This is a genomic window from Nocardia sp. NPDC087230, from assembly GCF_044744725.1.
Lineage (GTDB): Bacteria > Actinomycetota > Actinomycetes > Mycobacteriales > Mycobacteriaceae > Nocardia > Nocardia canadensis.
The window spans coordinates 201,398-221,807 of sequence record NZ_JBIUYV010000008.1 but is presented as its reverse complement, the minus strand read 5'-3'; the positions used below and the strand labels follow the sequence as shown (position 1 = coordinate 221,807).

13 protein-coding genes are annotated in these 20,410 nt (G+C 71.1%); 9 read left to right on the top strand and 4 right to left on the bottom strand.

Going from position 1 to position 20,410, the window contains the following annotated elements; translation table 11 throughout:
- Positions 1–6: 6 nt before the first annotated feature.
- The 3 genes from entS to ACIO52_RS25225 are packed head-to-tail and all read left to right on the top strand — an operon-like array spanning position 7 to position 2,288.
- Positions 7–1,233, top strand: a complete 1,227-nt coding sequence (entS, locus tag ACIO52_RS25235; protein WP_402647232.1) for an enterobactin transporter EntS — start codon at positions 7–9, stop codon at positions 1,231–1,233.
- A complete protein-coding gene (locus ACIO52_RS25230; protein ID WP_218720944.1) occupies positions 1,230–2,069 on the top strand; it encodes a siderophore-interacting protein in 840 nt (279 codons plus the stop codon). The genes entS and ACIO52_RS25230 overlap by 4 nt, the downstream gene beginning before the upstream one ends.
- Positions 2,070–2,072: 3 nt before the next feature.
- Positions 2,073–2,288 carry a phosphopantetheine-binding protein gene (locus ACIO52_RS25225; protein WP_218720943.1) on the top strand — a complete coding sequence of 72 codons (216 nt, stop codon included), beginning with the start codon at positions 2,073–2,075 and terminating at the stop codon, positions 2,286–2,288.
- Between the two features lie 40 nt (positions 2,289–2,328).
- Here ACIO52_RS25225 and ACIO52_RS25220 read toward each other — a convergent pair whose 3' ends face one another.
- Entirely contained in the window at positions 2,329–3,987 is a 1,659-nt protein-coding gene (locus tag ACIO52_RS25220) for a (2,3-dihydroxybenzoyl)adenylate synthase (protein WP_402647327.1), read from the bottom strand.
- An 87-nt stretch (positions 3,988–4,074) separates the two neighbouring features.
- Here ACIO52_RS25220 and ACIO52_RS25215 point away from each other — a divergent pair, with 87 nt between their 5' ends.
- The 6 genes from ACIO52_RS25215 to ACIO52_RS25190 all read left to right on the top strand — a co-directional run bounded on the left by ACIO52_RS25215 (position 4,075) and on the right by ACIO52_RS25190 (position 17,457).
- Entirely contained in the window at positions 4,075–4,917 is an 843-nt protein-coding gene (locus tag ACIO52_RS25215; RefSeq protein WP_218720941.1) for an SDR family NAD(P)-dependent oxidoreductase, read from the top strand.
- Positions 4,918–4,988: 71 nt separating this feature from the next.
- Entirely contained in the window at positions 4,989–6,062 is a 1,074-nt protein-coding gene (locus ACIO52_RS25210; protein WP_402647227.1) for an isochorismate synthase MenF, read from the top strand.
- Positions 6,063–6,091: 29 nt separating this feature from the next.
- Positions 6,092–6,748 (top strand): isochorismatase family protein, encoded by a 657-nt coding sequence (locus ACIO52_RS25205; RefSeq protein WP_402647224.1) that lies wholly within the window; start codon positions 6,092–6,094, stop codon positions 6,746–6,748.
- 164 nt (positions 6,749–6,912) lie between these two features.
- Positions 6,913–15,513 carry an amino acid adenylation domain-containing protein gene (locus tag ACIO52_RS25200; protein WP_402647221.1) on the top strand — a complete coding sequence of 2,867 codons (8,601 nt, stop codon included), beginning with the start codon at positions 6,913–6,915 and terminating at the stop codon, positions 15,511–15,513.
- Between the two features lie 34 nt (positions 15,514–15,547).
- Positions 15,548–16,549: an ABC transporter substrate-binding protein gene (locus tag ACIO52_RS25195; RefSeq protein ID WP_255588470.1), complete on the top strand. Its 1,002-nt coding sequence runs from the start codon at positions 15,548–15,550 to the stop codon at positions 16,547–16,549.
- Positions 16,550–16,713: 164 nt separating this feature from the next.
- Positions 16,714–17,457, top strand: coding sequence for a hypothetical protein (locus tag ACIO52_RS25190; RefSeq protein WP_342800884.1), 744 nt, complete (start codon positions 16,714–16,716; stop codon positions 17,455–17,457).
- A 63-nt stretch (positions 17,458–17,520) separates the two neighbouring features.
- Here the strand turns inward: ACIO52_RS25190 and ACIO52_RS25185 are convergent, their stop codons facing one another.
- Genes ACIO52_RS25185 through ACIO52_RS25175 form a run of 3 tightly spaced genes read right to left on the bottom strand, consistent with a single transcriptional unit; the run spans position 17,521 to position 20,380 of the window.
- Complete coding sequence (locus ACIO52_RS25185) at positions 17,521–18,942, bottom strand: NAD(P)(+) transhydrogenase (Re/Si-specific) subunit beta (RefSeq protein WP_218720975.1); 1,422 nt, start codon at positions 18,940–18,942, stop codon at positions 17,521–17,523.
- A gap of 17 nt (positions 18,943–18,959) precedes the next feature.
- Entirely contained in the window at positions 18,960–19,262 is a 303-nt protein-coding gene (locus tag ACIO52_RS25180) for an NAD(P) transhydrogenase subunit alpha (protein WP_019045334.1), read from the bottom strand.
- Entirely contained in the window at positions 19,262–20,380 is a 1,119-nt protein-coding gene (locus ACIO52_RS25175) for a Re/Si-specific NAD(P)(+) transhydrogenase subunit alpha (RefSeq protein ID WP_316573655.1), read from the bottom strand. Before ACIO52_RS25175 ends, ACIO52_RS25180 begins: the two co-directional genes overlap by 1 nt.
- Between the last annotated feature and the right edge of the window lie 30 nt (positions 20,381–20,410).

Here is a 20,410-nt window from a genome sequence, read left to right as displayed (position 1 = left end):
CCGCCCATGAGCGCCGCCGGCGGCCTGCTCATCGACCTCAGCCCGCTGCGGGCCTCGCGCCCGTTCCGGTGCGCGTTCGCGGCGCGGCTGGTGTCGGTGCTGGGCATCGGGCTGCTGATGGTGGCCCTGCCGTTGCAGGTCTATCAGCTGACCGGCTCGAGCGTGCAGGTCGCCGGGGTCGCCACCACGACCGCGGCGGCCCTGTTCCTCGGCAGTCTCGCCGGCGGCGTGGTCGCCGACCGCTACGACCGCCGCACGGTGATCCAATGGTCGCGCAGCGCCGCGGGGATCGGCTTCCTGCTGCTCGGGGTGAACGCCGTGCTGCCGGATCCGATGCTGCCCGCGATCTATCTCGCCGCCGTCGTCGACGGCCTCGCCGGCGGGGTGAGCGGTTCGGCGCTGATGGCCATGGTTCCGGTGCTGGTGGGCCGGGAGAAGGTGGCGGCCGCGGGCGCGCTGGTCTCGCTGACCACTGACCTCGGCACCATGCTCACCCCGGCGGTCGCCGGACTGCTCGTCGCGAAAGCCGGTGTGGCCACGGCCTATTTCCTCTGCGCCCTGGCGACCACCGCGACCGTCGGGCTGATCACCGCGATCGGACCCTCCCCGCCACCGCAACGCGACCTGCAGAACCCGGTGCGCGAGCTCGCGGCGGGCATCGCCTTCGCCGCGCGCCGCGAATCCATCCGGCTCATCCTGCTGACCGGGCTGATCGGGATGCTCGTCAGCGGACCGCTGGTGCTGCTGCCCGCCTTCGCCGATGTCGAACTCGACGCGGGCGCCGGCACTCTCGGCCTGCTCTACGCGGCGCCGGGAGCCGGTGCGGTGCTCGGCACGCTCAGCAGCGGCTGGATGAGCCGCGTCCATACCGGCCGGGCCCTGCTGATCTCGCTGGCGCTGATGCCGGTCGGCGTCATCGCGGCCGGGCTGTGGTCGCACGCGGCGCTGGTGTTCCTCGGTCTCGCCGGGTTCGGCCTGGCCAGAGCCGTGAACATGGTGCTGCGCTACGCCATGCTGCAGCAGGCCACGCCCGATCACCTGCGGGGGCGGATGTCGGGCCTGCTGATGGTCCAGTCGGTCGCCGGTACCGCGGTCGGCTCGATGGTGGCCGGTGTCGCGGGCCAGATGTTCGCTCCCGGACGGGCGCTCGTGCTCTACGGCGTCGTCGTCCTGATACTCACCGGCCTGATGGCGCTCGGCGCCGGGCCGCTGTACAGAAAGGAACAAGGGTGAAGGATCGCAGTGCCTACGCCGACAATATCGCCGAGGTGCTCGCCGGTGAGCACTACGCCAAGGTGCCGTACCCGATCGGCCTGCAGGAAGTCGAGGTGGTGCGGGTCGTTCCCCTCGGCGCGGCACTGCGGCGGATCACCTTCGGCGGCCCGGACATCGCGACGTTCCACAGCTATGTCCCCGATGAGCATGTGCGGCTGATCTTCCCGGGCGCGGACGGCGTGCTCCGGCTGCCCAAGCTCGAGGGCACGATGCTCGAGTGGGGTAACCCGCGACCGGTCTCGCGGGAGTACACGGTGCGCCGCCACAGCGTCGAAGACAACGAACTCGACATCGATTTCGTCATCCATCCCGGTGGCCTCGCCTCCGACTGGGCGGGCTCGGTCACCCCGGGGACCAAGGTGTACATCGCGGGCCCGCCCGGTGGCGTCGTCATTCCGCAGACCTATGACGACTATCTGCTCGTCGGTGACATCACCGCGCTACCCGCCATCGCCCGCCTGCTCGAGCGCATGCCGCGCGAGACCACCGGCTGGGCGCTGATCGAGGTGGCCGGGCCCGAGGAGCAGATCCCGCTCGACGGCCCCGACGGCGTCGCAGTGCGGTGGCTGCATCGAGGTGAGCGCGAGCCGGGCACCGGCGACCTGCTCGAGCAGGCCGTGCGCGGCGTGGAAGTCCCCGCCGGGCACCGCGTCTTCGCGTGGGTGGCCGGTGAGGCGGGCTGCCTGCGCGGAGTCCGCAAGATCGTCCGCGACGACCTGGGCATCGGCCCCAAGGACTCGCTCATCGCCGGGTACTGGAAGCGCGGCGTCGCCGACTTCGATCGAGAGGAATGAGACATGACCGACGAACAGGTGATCGGTGACGTGGCCACCGCGCTGGGTATCGAGCCCGCCGAGCTGACCACGGAGACCGATCTGCTCGATGCCGGGCTCGATTCGGTGCGCATCATGGCGCTGGTGGAGAAATGGCGGTCGGCTGGACATGCGGAGATCGACTTCCCCACGCTCGCGGGCGATCCCGTCCTCGGGTCCTGGATCGAACTGCTGGCCTGAGCCGAGGGGTGGCGTGCCGGGCACGCCACCCCGGGCCGGTTCAGTTCCCGTGCGCGCCGTCGGCCAGCAATCGCCGCAGCTCCTTGCGGCTGGTCTTGCCGACGCCCGTCTCGGGGAACCGGTCGACCACGACCACCGCGTCGGGCATCTTCCAGGCCGCGACCCCGCGACCCCGCACGAACGAGCGCACCGAGGTGAGAGTGAGCCGCCGTGCCGGGTCGACGGGCTGGACGAACGCGCAGATGCGCTGGCCGAGAACGGGATCGGGCGTGCCGACGATCACCGCCTCGCGCACGTCGGGGTGCTCGAGCAGGTGCGCCTCGAGTTCCTCCGCCGACACCTTCTCCCCGCCGCGGTTCACCCAGTCACCGGCGCGGCCCGCGACCACCAGATTGCCGTCGGGCCGCACCGAGACGATATCGCCGGTGCGATACCAGCCCTCGGCGGTGAAGCTGCGCGCGTCGGCCTCGGGATTGTTGTAGTAGCCGCGAATCGTGTACGGGCCCTGGGTGATCAGATTGCCCTGGGCGCCCGGCGCCACCTCGGCGCCGTCGTCGTCGACGACCGCGATCCGATCGAACTCCGACATCGGCCGCCCCTGGGTGCTCACCACCACCTCGATCGGATCGTCGAGCCGGGTGTAGCAGACCAGGCCCTCGGCCATCCCGAACACCTGCTGCAGGGTGACGCCGAGCGCGGGCCCGATCCGGCGGGCCAATTCCTCCTGACAGCGGGCGCCGCCCACCTGGAGTACCCGCAGGCTGGACAGATCCGGCGTATCACCCGCCTCGGCGCGCTCGGTCCACAGCCGGGCCAGCGGCGGGACCAGGCCGGTGATGGTGACGCCGAACCGCTCGATCAGCGGGAACGCCGTCGCCGGGGTGGGGTCCGGTGTCATCGCGACGGTGCCGCCCGCCCACAGCGCCCCGAGAATGCCCGGCGAGCTCATCGGGAAGTTGTGTGCCACCGGCAGAGTGGCGAGATAGACCGTGTCGCTGTCGAGTTCGCAGATCTCGGCGCTGCGCCGGACGCTGTAGAGGTAGTCGTCGTGGGTGCGGGCGATGAGCTTCGGAATCCCGGTGCTGCCGCCGGAGAGTTGCAGGAACGCAACCGAACTCGCCGAGACGCGCGGCAATTCGGTGGGCGTGTCGCGGAAGTCGGCGAGATCGTGGACACCCTCGCCCCGCACCGGCCCGGTTTCGTCGCATACGAGCAGCACGTGCCGCAGGCTCGGCACCTCCGCGCGCACCGACTCCGCCAGCGCCGCGTAGTCGAAGCGCTGGTGGGTCGCGCAGGTGATCATGGCGCGCGCCCGCGCCGCCCTGGCGATCGGCACCAGTTCGGCGCCGCGATGGGCGGGCAGGCAGAACACCGGCAGCGCGCCCAGTTCGAACAGCGCGAAGATCACCTCGACGAATTCGGCGCGGTTGGGCAGCTGGACCAGCACCCGGTCGCCCGGCGTCAGCCCGAGGCGGGCCAAACCGGTCGCCAGGGCGCCCGAGCGGTGCGCGAGCTCGGCGTAGGTCCAGCGGTTCGCGGCGTCGACGACGGCGATCCGGTCGGGGGTCGCGGCCGCGCGTGCGGCGAGCAGATCGCCGAATGTCTCACCGGCCCAAAGGTTCTGCTCTCGATAGCGTTGCGCCTGTTCAGGCGGCCACGGAGTGAATCCGGGGAGTACGGGAGCGGTCAAGTCGAGCACCTCTTTCCAGCGGATCTGCGGAACTGCCCGTCGGATGTTCTGAGGGAAGGTAACCATCCGGCGTCCGATTCAGGTTAGGCTAACCTCATGTCTAAGGGCTATTCCACGGGGCAGACCGTTGTCGTGACCGGCGCGGCCGGGGGGATCGGCGCCGCGATCGCCGCCAGGTTCGCCGCCGAGGCGCGAGTGCTGTCGCTGTGGGACCGCGAGAGCGCGGTGCACGCCGTCGCCGCCGACCTCGCCCAGCGCGCCGTCGACCGCGCCGTCGCGGGTGGGCGTGACAAAGCTTGGGACGCGGCCGAATCCGTGCACGGCGTCGAAGTCGATGTCTGCGATGCCGAGGCCGTGCGGACCGCGTTCGACCGATTCGGCGCCGCGCACGGGCCCGCCGACGTGGTCGTGCACGCGGCGGGAGTCATGGTCGGCGGCAACGCGCTCGAACTCGACGCCGCCGAGTGGACCCGCTGCCTGACCGTCAACGCCACCGCCACCATGCTGGTCACCCAGCGCGCCGCCACCGAGATGGTCGCGGCCGGGCGCGGCTCGATCGTCGTGGTCTCCTCCAACGCCGCCGCCATGCCCCGGGTGAACATGGCCGCCTACGGCGCGGCGAAGGCCGCCGCGACGGCCTACACGAAAGCCCTGGCCCTCCAGGTCGCCCCGCTGGGCGTGCGGGTCAATCTCGTCTCCCCCGGCTCCACCGACACCGCCATGCTGCGCGAGATGTTCGGCGGCGATCGGATCGACGCGGCCGCCGAGACCGCGCTGCTCGACGGCGACCCGACCGTCTACCGGCTGGGTATCCCGTTGCGCCGCATCGCCGCTCCCGCGGATATCGCCGAAACCGTCCACTTCCTGGCGTCCGAGGGCGCCCGCCACATCACCATGCACGACCTGCGGGTCGACGGTGGCGCAACGCTCGACATGTGACCGAAAGGGTGATCACCATCAGTACCGACAGTTCAGACCCCGCTTTCGTGCTGTCCCGTCCACGGCGGACCGTGTCCGCGTCCGGGGGCGCGACGATCTTCCGTTCGGCGCACGACGCGGTCACCGCCCTGCGCAGTGGGCGGATCAGCCATATCGTGGGCGCCCTGCCGTTCACCCCCGGCGCACCCACGGCGCTGTGGGCGCCGGAGTCGGTGCGCGTCGTCGAGGCACCGCACACGCCGGACCCGCGCACCACGGTCCCCCACTTCGAGATCGATGCCGCAGTGCCCGACCCGGAGGAACATCAGCGGCGGGTCGCCCGCGCCGTCGAGCTCCTCGGCGATCCGGCACATCCGATCCGGAAGGTGGTGCTGGCCAGGGCTATTCGCGCGGTATCGGCGCGACCCGTCCGCCCGCACGACATCCTGGACCTGATGGTGGGCTCGGATCCGCTGTCCAACGGCTTCCTGGTCGACCTCTCCGCCGCCGGCGGCCGCCATCTCGGCCGCCATCTCGTCGGTTCCAGCCCGGAGATCCTGGCCCGCCGCAGCGGCCACCAGGTGCTGAGTCATCCGCTGGCCGGTTCCGCGCGCCGGGTGGCCGACGACGCCGCGGCCGATCGAGCCGCCGCCGACGCGCTGCTGGCCTCGGCCAAGGACCACGCCGAGCACCGCTACGTCGTCGATCAGGTCTCGGCCGTGCTCAGCGACCGCTGCGCCGAAGTGCGCACGCCCGCACCGGAACTCACCCAGACCCCCGCCATGTGGCACCTCGGTACGCCGATCTCGGCGACGGTCCCGCCGGCCGGTCCCTCCGCGCTCGAGCTGGCGGCGGCCCTGCACCCCACCCCCGCGATCTGCGGCACGCCCACCGGCGCGGCCGCGCGGCTCATCGCCGAACTCGAGGGCGAGCGTGGCTTCTACGCGGGCGCGGTCGGCTGGTGCGATGCCGACGGCAACGGTGAGTGGATGGTGAGCATCCGCTGCGCCGAGCTGTCCGCCGACGGCACCACGCTGCTCGCGCACGCGGGCGGCGGCATCGTCGCCGAATCCGATCCGGCCGCCGAACTGGCCGAGACCACCGGCAAGTTCCAGCGCATCCTCGGTCCGCTCGGTATCGCGGATCTGCCCGTCACCGTCGGCTGAGGCCGACTTCCCCCGAACGAGAGACCGCTATGCCTATCCCCCCGATCGCGCCCTATCCGATGCCGGGCGCCGACGAGGTCCCCGCCGGCCAGGTCGACTGGACCGCCGAGCCCGGGCGCTGCGCGCTGCTGATCCACGACATGCAGCAGTATTTCCTCGACGCCTACGACGTGCACCGCGATCCCGCCCGCACCCTGATCGCCAACATCGCCCTGCTGCGCGACCGTTGCCACGAGCTGGACATCCCGGTGATCTACACGATGCAACCCGGCAACCAGCATCCCTCCCGGCGTGGCATCCTCGCCGACTTCTGGGGCAGCGGCATGGCCGAGGGGGCCGACACCCACGTCATCAATGCCATCGCCCCGGAACCGCAGGACATCCAGGTGACCAAGTGGCGGTACTCGGCGTTCCAGCGCACCGACCTGCGCGAGCTGCTCGGCTACTACCAGCGCGATCAGCTCCTGGTCACCGGCGTCTACACCCACATGGGCTGCATGCTCAGTGCCGCCGAGGCCTTCATGAGCGACGTGCGCCCGTTCCTCGTCCACGACGCGACCGCGGACTTCAGCCGCGACGAGCACGTGATGGCGCTCAACTACGTCGCGCGGCGATGCGGGGCGGTCACCGGCACCGCGGAGCTGCTGCGTCACCTCGATCCGGCCCGGATCGAAGCAGACGCCTGACCAGGCCCCGCGTCATCGGTACCGCGCCGGATGCGGTGACGCGGGCCACATTTCGCCATTCGAAATTAACTTAGGCTAACCTATCTTCGCCGCGTCCCGCTGCGCTCTTCGCCGGCCGGGACCACCTGCGCGCGGGGGTCGAGAACGTTGATGAAGGAGTCGTTGTGAGCTCGGTGGAACGGGACGACGTAAGCGCCGAAACTCCCGGATTACCGCTCACCGGAGCGCAACTGGGCATCTGGAACGCCCAGCGCCTGGATTCCGACTCGCTCAGCTACCTGGTCGGCGAGGTACTCGAGATCGCCGGACCCGAGCCACTCGATGTCGCTTTGCTGGACACCGCGATTCGCCGCACCATCGCCGAAACCGACACCATGCGACTGCGATTCGCCGACACCCCGGACGGCCCGCGCCAGCGGATCACCGAGCACGAACCCGAACTGCGTCCGCTCGTCGACCTGCGTGGCGAGGCCGACCCGATCGCGGCCGCGCACCGGCTGGTCGCGGCCGAACGCGAACGCTCCGCCACCTATTGCCGCGCCATGGTCGACCGGCAGCTCTACACCTACACGCTGCTGCGCCTCACCGACACCGAGGTGTGGTGCATCCAGCTCTACCACCACCTGATCATCGACGGCTACAGCGCGGCCATGGTCTCGCGCCGGGTCGCCGCCCACTACACCGCGCTGCGTCGCGGCGGTGACGTGCCGCGCCTGCGGTGGGGCTCGATCGAGACGCTGGTGGCCGAGGACCTGGAATACCGGGCGAGCCAGGCACATCAGCACGATCGCGACTACTGGCGCGACCGGCTGACCCCGCTGCCGCCGCTGGACGGGCGCGGCCGCGCGCCCGAGGGCGTGGTCGAGCGGACCCACCAGGCCCGCGCCGTCCTCGACGCCGACCTGGTGGCCCGCATCAAGGAGGCGGCCACCGCCGCCGGTATCACCTGGGCCGATGTGCTCGTCGCCGGCTACGTCGGGTTCGTGCACCGGCTGCTCGGCGAGAACGATGTCGTCATCGCCCTGCCGGTGATGGCGCGGGTCGGCAAGACCGCCCTCACCACCCCGTCCATGGCGGTCAACGTACTGCCGCTGCGGATCGCGGTTTCCAGCCAGGATCGCCTCGGCGACCTGGGCAAGCGGGTGGCCGACGCGCTGCGGGAGATGCGCGCGCACCAGCGGTTCCGCGGTGAGGACCTGGCTCGCGAATTCGGCGGCGCCCAGACCGGCGCGCTGCTGCACGGCATCGGCATCAACCTCAAGGCGTTCGACTTCGCGCTCGACTTCGACGGCGCCACCGGCACCTTGCGCAATGTCGCCGGTGGCCCGCCGGAGAACCTGGGCCTGACCGTCACCCCGCTGTCGGAGGACCGGATCCAGCTCGGCTTCGAGGTCGACGCCCGCTCGCTCGACGCCACCACGGCCCGGCGGCGGATGGCCGCGCTGGTCACGCTGATCACCGCACTGGTCGACGGAGCGGACACCCCGATCGGCGCGATCACCCTGTACCGGAACGAGATCAGTGACGGCATCGCTGTCGAGCGTGCCGGCGCCGCGCTGCCCGGCCGCGCGGTGGACGCGGTGGAGGTCTTCGACAGCATGGTCGCGGCACGCGGAGACGACATCGTGCTCGTCGCCGGCGCCCACCGGCTCACCGCCGCCGACCTGGGCGCCCGCGTGCACCGGCTGGCCCGATACCTGCGCGGCCTCGGCGTCGGCCCCGAGGACATCGTCGGGATCGCGCTCCCGCGCACCGTGGACCTGGTCGTCGCGCTGCTCGCGGTCCGGCACGCGGGCGCGGCCTACCTGGTCCTCGACATCGGGCACCCCGCGCAGCGCCTCGCCGACATCGTCGACGACGCCGCGCCGGTGCTGATCCTGACCGACGACGCGGTCGCGACGACGGTGTTCGCCGATCGGTCCGACGCCCCGCTCCCGATCACCGACGCGGCATCGGCCGAACGAGCGACCCACGACGCCGTGTGCGGTCTGATCCGGCTCTCGGACAGCGGCATTCGCGAGGCCGTCGCCGGGCTCGCCGACGGTCCGCTGACCACCGCGGAGCTCGCCGCGCCGCGCTCGCCCGCGCATCTGGCCTACGTCGTGTACACCTCGGGGTCCACCGGCAAGCCCAAGGGCGTGCAGATCTCCTGCGGTGCGATGGCCCAGCTGCTGCACCACCATCGGTCGACCGTCTACGCCGAGGCCGCCCAGCGCGCGGGCGGGCGCCGGCTGCACGTCGCGCACACCTACTCGTTCGCCTTCGACGCGGCGCAGGACCAGCTGTTGTGGCTGTGGTGCGGGCACCGAGTGCACCTGTACGACACCGAGATCCAGAAGGACGCGGCCGCGCAGGTCGCCGCGTTCGGCGCCGATCGCATCGACGTCGTCGACACCACCCCGTCGATGGCGACCGCCCTGATCGACAACGGGCTGCTCGCCGGCGCGCACCGTCCCGGGCTGCTGCTGCTCGGCGGCGAGGCGACCCCGCCCGCGCTGTGGTCGGTCATCGTCGCCTCGGGGGTGGCCGCCCGCAACATGTACGGGCCGACCGAGGCCACGGTCGACGCGCTCAGTGCCCCGGTGACCGGCGCGCTGCCGCATGTCGGCGGGCCGCTCGACGGCACCCGCGCCTATCTGCTCGACGGTGCGCTGCACCTGGTCCCCGACGGCGAGATCGGCGAGTTGTATTTGGCGGGGCCGCAATTGGCGCGCGGCTATCTCGGCCGGGTCGAGGTGACGGCGGAGCGGTTCGTCGCCGATCCGTTCGTGGCCGGCGAGCGCATGTACCGCACCGGCGACCGGGCGCGCTGGCTCCCCGGCCGCGGCTACGACTATCTCGGCCGTGCCGACGCGCAGATCAAGGTCCGTGGCTACCGCGTGGAACTGGGCGAGGTCGAGGCCGCGCTCGGCGCGCTGCCCGGCGTGGCCGCCGCGGCCGCCACCGTGCGCACGTCCGGCGACAGCACGCGGCTGGTGGGCTACCTGGTCCCCGAGGCCGGGCGCGCGCTCGACGGCGATCAGCTGCGGCACCGGCTCACCACCCTGGTCCCCGACCATCTGGTGCCCTCGGCGCTCGTGGTGCTCGACGCCCTGCCCACCACCGTGAACGGCAAGCTCGATCGCGCGGCGCTGCCCGCGCCCCAGTTGACCTCCACCGGGCGGCCGGCCCGCACCGAGCAGGAGCGGGCGCTGTGCGGCGCGGTGGCCGAGGTGCTCGGCGTGGCCCAGGTCAACGCCACCGACGACTTCTTCGGGCTCGGCGGCGACAGCATCACCGCGATCGGCGTGAGCAGTCGGCTGCGCGCCCTCGGCTGGGCAGTCCCGCCGAAAACACTGCTGGCCCAGCGTGATCTGGCCACGATCGCCGCCACGGCCCAGGTGAGCGACCAGCACGCCGACGCCCCGGTCCCGGACGAGGCGACCGGCCCCGTTCCGATCACCCCTATGGTGGCCGCGCTGCTCGCGGCGAACCCCGATCGCGCCGCGGTGGCCGGCTACGCCCAGTGGACCGCCCTGACCCTGCGCGAGGACCTCACCCTCGACCACCTGACCGCCGGCCTCCAGGCCCTGCTCGACCGCCACGACGCCCTACGCCTGATCCTCGGCGAATCGGACCGGCTCGAGGTCGCCGGTGTCGGCACTGTCCGCGCATCGGAGCTGGTCAGCGAGCTGTTCTATGACCGGCTCCACCCCGCAGGCGCGAAGGCCGCGACACCGCACAGCGACGTGGACGCGCTGATCGAGTCGGTGGCGACCACACTGTCGGGGGAACTAGATCCCGCCGCCGGTGTCGAGATCCGCGCCGCGGTGGTGCGCACCGCGCCGGGAACCGCCGACCGGCTGGTCCTGGTCGCCAACCACCTGGTGGTGGACGGGGTTTCGTGGCGCATCCTGGTGCCCGAACTGTACGAGGCGTGTGCGGCGGCGCGCGAGGACCGTCCGGCGCGGATGTCGGCGAAGGGCAGTTCGTGGCGGCGCTACGCCACATTGCTCGCCGAGTCCGGCGCCGCGGGCGCGCACCGCCCGGAACTGGCGCACTGGGAGCGCGCGCTCGGTGACGACACCGTCGCGACATTGGGCGCACGCGCGCTCGACCGCACGGTGGACCGCGTCGAGAGCGCCCAGCGGACGAGAACTTTCGCCGCTGCCGAGGTCTCCGAGGCGCTGCTGACCACGCTGCCCAGCGCCTATCGGGCCAAGACCGACGACGTGCTGCTCGCCGCGCTCGTGCTGGCGCTCAACGCCTGGCGGCACGAGCGAGGCGAAGCACTCCAGTCGGGCAGGCCGGTCACGGTGGAGGGACACGGGCGCGAAGCCCCGCGTGCCGATACCGATGTCGCCGGCACCATCGGCTGGTTCACCACCGAGTTCCCGGTGTGGACACCCGCCACCGGGATCGACGACCCGGACGGGCTGGCCGACGCCCTGGCAGGCGGCGCGGCGGCCGGACGGCTGCTGCGCGCGGTCAAAGAGGCCAAGCGGGCCGTCCCCGGCAACGGTGTGGGCTACGGCGTGCTGCGCTGGCTCGACCCGGAGACCGTGCCGCGACTCGCCGGGCGGCGCGCACCCGAGGTGCTGCTGAACTATCTCGGGCGCTTCGGGGGCGGGGGCACCGCAGGCTGGCGGCTGCCCGACCACGACGCGTTCGCCGTGACGGAGCCGTCGGAAAAGGCTCTCACGGAAGTGCTTTCGCTCAACATCTTCGTGCACGAACCCCCCGCCGCGCAGCCAAGTGGCGCCCGGCTGGCGGTGGAGTGGACCGCGGCGAGCCGAATTCTCGGCGCGGATCAGGTCGCCGACATCCAGCGGCACTTCGACCGCGCGCTGGCGGCGTTCGCCGCGCACGCGGTGCTGTTCCCCGGCGGGCTCACGCCGTCGGACGCCCCCGGCCTCGCCGTCACCCAGGAGACGATCGATGCGCTCGAGACCGCGCACGGTCCGCTGGCCGAACTGCTGCCGCTGTCCCCCTTGCAGGAAGGGCTGCTGTTCCACGCGATTCGCGACGGAGCCGACGACGTCTACGCGCTGAGCGCCCGCGTCGACCTGCACGGTCCGCTGGACGGCGCACGGCTGTCGGCCGCGTTCGACACCGTCGTCGGCCGCCATCCCACCATGGCCGCCGCCTTCCACTACGCGGGCTTGGACCAGCCCGTGCAGGCCGTCCCGCGTGCGGTCGGCATGCCGTGGCGGGAGATCGATCTGTCCCGGTTGCCGCTGCCCACGGCGCGAGCCGCCGCCGACCGGCTGGAAGCCGAAGCGACCCGGCACCGCTTCCCGGTGGACCGGTCGCCGATGTTGCGCGCCACGCTGATCCGGATGCCCGGTGACGCGCACCGGCTGGTCCTCAACACCCATCATCTGGTGATCGACGGCTGGTCCACCCCGATCGTCCTGCGCGAGGTGCTCGCCGCCTACCACGGCGACGACCTGCCCGCACCCGCCTCCTACCGCGACTATCTGGCCTGGCTCGGCACCCGCGACCGCGCGGCGGTCCGCGCGGCCTGGTCGGCGCGGCTGGCCGGACTCGCCGGACCCACGCTGGTGCGCACCGACACCGGCCGCGCACGCGAGTTCCGGCAGTGGCAGGTGCCGCTGCCCGCATCGCTGTCCACGGCACTGGCCGAGCTGGGCCGCCGCCGCGGCCTGACGATGAACACCCTGGTCCAGGGCACCTGGGCACTGACCCTGGCCGCGCTCACCGGACGCGCCGACGTCGTGTTCGGCGCGACCGTCTCCGGCAGACCCGCCGAACTGCCCGGTGTGGCCGGCATCGTCGGCCTGTTCGCCAACACCGTGCCGGTGCGCTGCGCCGTGGACCCCGAGCGCGCGCTGCTCGCGCAGCTGGCCGAGCTCCAGGACAACCAGTTCGCCATGCAGGAATTCGACTACGCCGGCCTGGCGGAGATCGAACGGATCGCGGGCCTCGGGACACTGTTCGACACCCTGGTCGCCTTCGAGAACTTCCCGGATTCCGGTGCCGGACAGCCGGAGTCGCACGAGCTGCGCCGCGGCGAGTTCCACAACCACGGCAACACGCACTATCCGCTGACCTTGATCGCCCCGCCGGGCGATCAGCTGACGCTGGTGATCTGGTACGACCGCGCCGCCGTCCACGACAGCACGCTCGCCCGGATCGCCGAGCGGATCGTCGAGATCCTGACCGCGGTCATCGCCGACACCGACCTGCGTCCCGCGATGTTCCTCGCACCGCTCACACCCGTGCCGGTCGCGACGGCATCGACCGCCGCCGTCGCACAGCCAACCGGCGAACAGCCCGTCCCCCACGGCGACACGCTCGCCGTCTGGGGAACGCCCGTCGATCCGGCGGCCCCCGCGATCACCGCGCAGGACGTCACCCTCGACTTCGGCGAATTCGATGCCAGGGTGAATCGTCTTGCCCGCTGGCTCGTCTCGCGCGGCGTCGGTCCCGAGACCGTGGTCGCCGTCGCCATGCCACGCTCCATCGATTCGGTCGTCACGGCGCACGCGATCTGCCGGGCCGGTGGCGTGTACCTGCCGGTGGACCCGGAACAGCCCGCACAGCGCGTCGAGCAGATCCTCGCCACGGCCGCGCCCGCCATGGTGCTGCGCTCGCTGGACCAGGCCGACAGCAGCGGATTCGCCGACGCGGCGCTCACCGACGCCGACCGGCGCGCGCCGCTGCGCCCGGCCAATACCGCCTGCCTGCTGTTCACCTCCGGCTCCACCGGGGTGCCCAAGGGCGTGAGCCTCTCGCACGCCTCGATCATCTCCACCTTCGAGTGGCTGCACCGCGAACGCCGGTTCGGACCGGGCGACACCATGCTCTACCGCACGCCGCCGATCTTCGACGCCTCGCTCCTGGAGATGTTCCTGCCGCTGTGCGTCGGCGCGCGGATCGTGCTGGCCCGGCCGGGCGGGCACCGCGATCCCTACTACCAGGCGCGGCTCATGAGCACCGAGCGCGTGACCGCGATGTGGATGACGACCTCAATGCTGACCGTGCTCGCCGAGGAGGCCGACCTCTCGGGCTGCACGGACCTGCGCTGTGTCCTCACCGGCGGTGAGGTGCTGCCGCCCGCGACCGCGCAGCGCATGCGCGCGCTGACCGGCACCGCCGTGTACAACTTCTACGGTCCCACCGAGGCCGCGATCGGCTTCACCTTCCACCAGACCGTCGACGCCGACACGACCTCGGTGCCGGTCGGCGCGCCCGCCGATCCGATCCGCATCCTCGACGACCGGCTGCGGCCGGTACCCGAGGGAACCGTCGGCGAGCTCTACCTGACCGGCGTCCGGCTGGCGCGCGGCTACCTGGCCCGTCCCGACCTGAGCGCGGCCGCCTTCGTGGCCGACCCGTACGGGACGGGCGAAAGGATGTACCGCACCGGCGATCTCGTGCGAAGGAACCCGCGCGGTGAGCTCGAGTACGTCGGCCGCACCGACAGCCAGGTGAAGTTGCGCGGCCAGCGCGTCGAACTGGGCGATATCGAATCCGCCCTGCTCACCTGTGCCGGAGTGGCCCACGCGGTGGTGCTGCTGCGCGAGGACACCCCGGGTGACCAGCGCCTGGTCGCCTACCTCATCGCCGAGTCCGGGACCGTACTCGACACCGACGCGGTGCGCGAGCAGCTGCGAACAGCGCTGCCCGCGTACATGATTCCCGCCGCCTTCCTGGTGCTCGATCACATCCCGCGCACCGCGACCGAGAAGATCGCCCGGCAGGAACTGCCCGCGCCGGAATCCGTCCGGCCCGGGGCGGCCCCCGCGCACACACCCGCCACGGCGACCACACCGGCGCCGACCGAACCCGGCCTGCTCGACGCGATCCGTCAGGCCATGGCCGCGGTCCTGTCGATCGACGAGGTCGGCGCGGACGACGACTTCTTCGATCAGGGCGGGCACTCGCTGCTCGCGGTGCGGCTGATCGGCCGGTTGACCCGGGCCGACCTGCCCGCCGTCCTCGACGACGTCTTCAGCGCTCCCACACCACGTGCGCTCGCGGCCCGGATCGGCGCGGTCGATCCCACCGCGGCGCGACCGGCGAACGGTCTCGCCAGTCTGGGCAGCCGCCTCGATCCGGTGCTGGAGCTGCGCGCCGAGGGATCGGCCCCACCGCTGTTCTGCATCCACCAAATCGGCGGCACCGCCTGGAAGTACGCGCCGCTGGCCCGGCTGCTGCGGGCCGACCGGCCGATCATCGGTGTGCAGATGCCCCAGCTCACCGAGCCGAACAGGCGGACGCCCACGCTCGACGATCTGGCCCGGTTCTACCTCGACGCCGTGCGCCGCATCCAGCCGCGAGGCCCGTACCACCTGCTCGGCTACTCGCTGGGCGGCAACCTGGCCCACGCGATGGCGGCCATCCTGGAGGCCGAGGGCGAGCAGGTCGGCTTCGTTGGTCTGCTGGACTCGCATCCGCTGTCGAACCTGACCGATCGGGCCGCCGCGACCCTGGCCGACCCCTCCGGCATGGACGCGCTGCTGCCCGAAATCGCGGAGTACGCACCGGAATTGGCGGAAGTGGTGCGCAACGCGGCGACCGAGCTGCTGCGCATGGTCACCGAGTCCGCGTCACCGCGCTATCGCGGCCCGATGGCCCTGTACTGCGCGGACAACGGCCTGGAACCCGAACGCGTGCACGCCCAGCTCACCGGGTGGCAGGCCGCGGGCGCGCACCTGGTGGTCCGGCGACTTCCCTACACGCACAACGAGATCGCGATGCCGACCGGCTGGACCGAGGTGGCCGCGCTGCTCGACGTGGATCCCGCGATCCGCACCTGACCTTCCACCTGGATAGAAAGAAGGAAATCACTCCATGTCAGCGCACCGAATGACGGCACGCATGCGTGCCGCCGTCGCCCTCCTGATCGTCGCGGTGACCGCGACGGCGGTGGGCTGCGGCAGCTCCACCTCCGAGCAGGCGGCCGAGTCCGGCACTCGCCAGGTGGAAACCGCCAAGGGCCCGGTCACCGTGCCCGCCGACCCGCAGCGCATCGTGGTCCTCAACGGCGCGCTCGCCGGGTACCTGTTCGACCTCGACGCCAAGGTGAAGGCCGCGGATCCACGGATTCTGGGTGTCACGCTGCAGCCCGGCGAGTTCCCCGCCGCCTGGGCCGCCGACGCCGAGGCACAGGGCACCGTGGCGGTGCCCTCCGGCGACGACCTGAACCTGGAGTTCATCGCCGCCCAGCAGCCCGACCTGATCATCGGCGGCGGACCGGGCTGGCCGGGTCAGCAGACGATCAAGAACTACGACAAGCTGGCCGCGGTCGCGCCCACCGCGCTGGTGGCGTCCAACCTCGCCAACTGGCAGGACCAGCTGAAGGCGGTGGCCGACTTCGTCAACCGCCCCGAGAAGGTCGACGGCATGATCACCGCCTACAACACGCGGGTCGACGAGGTGAAATCCGCCGTGCGGCTGCCGCAGGGCGCGACGGCGGTGATGCAGTCCCAGTCCGATGGCAAGCCCATCCTGCTCGCCCCCAACACCCCGCTGGCCACGCTGCTGTCCGGGGTCGGCTTCACCGTCGACGACAAGATCGAAGCGAAGGCGGGCAACCCGACCAAGGCCGAGGCCGGTGACTGGGTCACCTTCAGCCCCGAACTGCTGAGCACCGTCGTCGACGCTCCGGTGCTGTTCGTGATCAAGCTCGACGGCGGCCGCGACATCGCCCAGCTGAAGCAGGACCCGGCGCTGGCCATGCTGCCCGCCTTCCAGCGGGGCCAGGTCTACGAGCTGCCCGCCGCCAGCAAGCGGCCGGACTACCGGCAGGCCATGGCGACCCTCGATCTGCTGGCCGAGCGCTTCAAGAAGTAGTCCTCGGGCACCGACGCCGTCCCGATCACCCCGTCCGCCGGACCTCCAGCGGGCGGGGTGGCCGCGTTTCGGCGGCACCGCACCACGCACGGACGGGTTGGCCGAGGATTCCGGCTGTGGCACAGTCGGTTCCGCGACAGTCGCGTGGGAGTGGGGGGTCAACGGTGCGCAAGATCGTCGGAGTGGAGCCGTTCGTCACCGAGCGTTCGGCTCTGCTCGCGGAAGGCAATCACTTCACCGCCCGCTACCAGGAGCTGGGCGCCACCGACGACGGCTGGGCGGCCTACCAGCGTTTCTCCGCGCTCCACGCCCGGTACCAGGAACTGCTGCCCGACATCGTGGTCTCGCGGTGCCCGTTCACCGGACAGCTGGTGTACTGGCCGCTCGACATCGTCGATGTCGACGGGTGGTTCTGGATGTCGTCCAACCCGGTTCGCCGCTTGGACCCCGTACCGCACACCTGGTTGTTGATGGCCGGTGCGATGCGGCTCGACGGCCCGCCCGCGCCCGCGCCGTTCGCCCGCCGCGTAGGCCCCGACGTGCCCTATGTGTATCCCCAGGTACTCGGCCATCCCGAGATACGCGCCGTGATCACCCAGCTGCGGGTCGGTCCGCACACCGGCTGGCCGATCACCTACCACTGCTCCGTGTACCGGCCGCGCGGCATCGCGCTCGAACCGGTGTGGGGTAGTGACCATTACGACGTCGTTCGGGCTCCGGGCCGGTACGCCGCCTGGGACGACAACTGGGGCTCCAACAGCAAGGACTTCGACCTGAGACCCTGGCTGGACAGCGGCAAGCTCCAGTGGATCGCCCCCGATGACGCCACCGCGACCCTGCGCACCGGTTCCGCCGATTGCCCCTATCCGGATCTCCCGGGGACCCGCAAGTACAACCGGCTGTTCTGAGCCGACAACGCAAGGGGCCCTTGCCGTTCGCGATGAACGGCAAGGGCCCCGGGACGTGGCGACTTACAGCGCCTTGAGTTCCTCGGTGACCGCACCGACGGACTTCTTGGCGTCGCCGAACAGCATGGAGGTGTGATCGGCGTAGAACAGCGGATTGTCGATGCCGGCGAAGCCGGAGTTCATCGAGCGCTTGAGCACGATGACGCTCTTGGCCTGGTCGACGTTGAGGACCGGCATGCCGTAGATCGGGCTGGACTTGTCCTCGCGGGCGGCCGGGTTGGTGACATCGTTGGCGCCGATGACCAGGACCACATCGGTACGGCCGAATTCGCCGTTGATGTCGTCCATTTCCTTCATCGCGTCGTAGGAGACCTCGGCCTCGGCCAGCAGCACGTTCATGTGCCCGGGCATGCGACCGGCGACCGGGTGGATCGCGTACTTGACCTCGACGCCCTTACCCTCGAGCAGCGAGGCCATCTCCTTGACCGCGTGCTGGGCCTGGGCGACGGCCATACCGTAGCCGGGCACCACGATGACCTGGTTGGCGTAGGCCATCTGGATCGCGGCGTCGGCGGCCGAGGTGGCCTTGGCCTGCTTGTTCTCGCCACCGGCGCCGCCACCGGCCGCACCGCCGCCGCCACCGAAGCCACCGGCGACGATGGCCGGGATGGAGCGGTTCATGGCCTTGGCCATGAGGTTGGTCAGGATGGTGCCGGACGCGCCGACGATCATGCCCGCGACGATCATCGCGGTGTTGTTCAGCGCCAGGCCCGCGGCCGCGGCCGACAGCCCGGTCAGGGCGTTGAGCAGCGAGATGACGACCGGCATGTCCGCGCCACCGATCGGCAGCACGACCATCAGGCCGAGCACACCGGCCAGCACCAGCAGGCCGATCATCCACAGCTGCGAGACGCCGCCGTTGTCGGCACCGAGGCCGATCACCACGGCGCACACGATCGCGCCGACGAGCAGCAGCAGGTTCAGCGGCTGCTGCAGGCGGCCGACGCTGATCGGCTTGCCGGACAGGATCTCCTGCAGCTTGGCGAAGGCGATGATCGAGCCCCAGAACGAGACCGAACCGATCACCGCGGCGAACAGCGAGCCGATGATGATGTGGATGTTCGGCTCGTCGTGCAGCGCCGAGAAGCCCGAGCTGTCGATGAACTCGGCCCACGCGATGAGCGCGACCGTGCCACCACCGACACCGTTGAACGCGGCGACCAGCTGCGGCATCTCGGTCATCTTGGTGCGCACGGCGGGCGGAACACCCAGTGCCACACCGACGACCAGGCCCGCGCCGATCAGGATCCAGTTGATCAGGTCCGCGTGGCGCACCGAGATCAGCGTGGCGATCACGGCGATGGCCATGCCGACCGCGGCGATCTGGTTGCCGCGCACCGCGGTCTTCGGACCGGTCAGACCCATCAGGCCGTAGATGAACATGGAGAAGGCCACGATGTAGAGGCCGTTGACCAGGTAGGTCATGTTGTCGACTGCGTGCATCACTCGGCCGCCTTCTTCTTACCCTTGAACATGCCGAGCATGCGGTCGGTGACCACGAAGCCACCGATGACGTTCAGCGTTCCGAACACCACGGCGACGAACAGGATGATCTGGACCAGCAGGGACGGGTCCTTCACATTGCCCAGCGTCACCAGCGCACCGAGCACCACGATGCCGTGGATGGCGTTGGTGCCCGACATCAGCGGGGTGTGCAGGGTGTTGGGGACCTTGGAGATGACGGCGAAGCCGACGAATCCGGACAGGACCAGGATCGCGATATTGGCGAGAAGTTCGGTGTACATCAGGCTTCCACCTCACGGGTGACACAGGAATCGGCCAGCACCTGGTCCTCGAAATCGGGCGCGAGCTTGCCGTCGACCAGCATCAGCTCCAGCAGGGCCGCGATGTTCTTGGAGTACAGCTCGCTGGCGTGCTCGGGCATGGTGGCGGGCAGGTTCAGCGGCGAGGCGATGGTCACCTCGTGCTTGACCACGGTCTGACCGGGCTCGGTGAGCTCGCAGTTGCCGCCGGTCTCCCCGGCCAGGTCGACGATCACGCTGCCGGGCTTCATGCCCTCCACGGCGGCGGCGGTGACCAGGCGCGGCGCGGGACGACCCGGCACCAGCGCGGTGGTGATGACCACGTCGAAGCCCTTGATGGCGTCTTCGAGGGCCTTCTGCTGCTGGGCCTTCTCGTCGTCGGTGAGCTCGCGGGCGTAGCCACCCTCACCGGCGGCGTCGATGCCCAGGTCGAGCCACTGGGCGCCGACCGAGCGCACCTGGTCGGCGACCTCGGGACGCACGTCGTAGCCGGTGGTGCGGCCACCGAGGCGCTTGGCCGTGGCCAGCGCCTGCAGACCGGCGACACCGACACCGAGCACCAGCACGGTGGCCGGCTTCACGGTGCCCGCGGCGGTGGTCAGCATCGGGAAGAAGCGGGTGGACTCCGAGGCGGCGAGCAGCACGGCCTTGTATCCGGCGACGTTGGCCTGCGAGGACAGCGCGTCCATCACCTGCGCGCGCGAGATACGCGGAATCGCCTCGACCGCGAAGGCCTGCACACCGGCGGAGCGCAGCGCGCCGATCTGGTTCTCGGCGTTGCGGGGCGCGAGGAACCCGATCAGAGTCTGTCCGGAGGACAGCTTGGCCACCTCGGCATCGCTGGGCGGGGCGACCTTGACCACGACCTCGGCCGACCACGGATCACCGATGGTCGCGCCCGCCTCGACAAAGGCTTCGTCGGGGATGAGGGCGCCGAGGCCGGCACCGGCTTCCACGACCACCTCGACACCCTGCTTGGACAGGGCGGGGATGATCTTGGGCACCAATGCGACCCGCCGCTCACCCGGGCCGGACTCGCGAACGACTCCGACACGCGCGCCGCGCGGCGAACCCTCGCCCACGTTTTGCGTTGTCTCCACTAGTCAGACTTCCTTCTTGTGCTGGCTTCG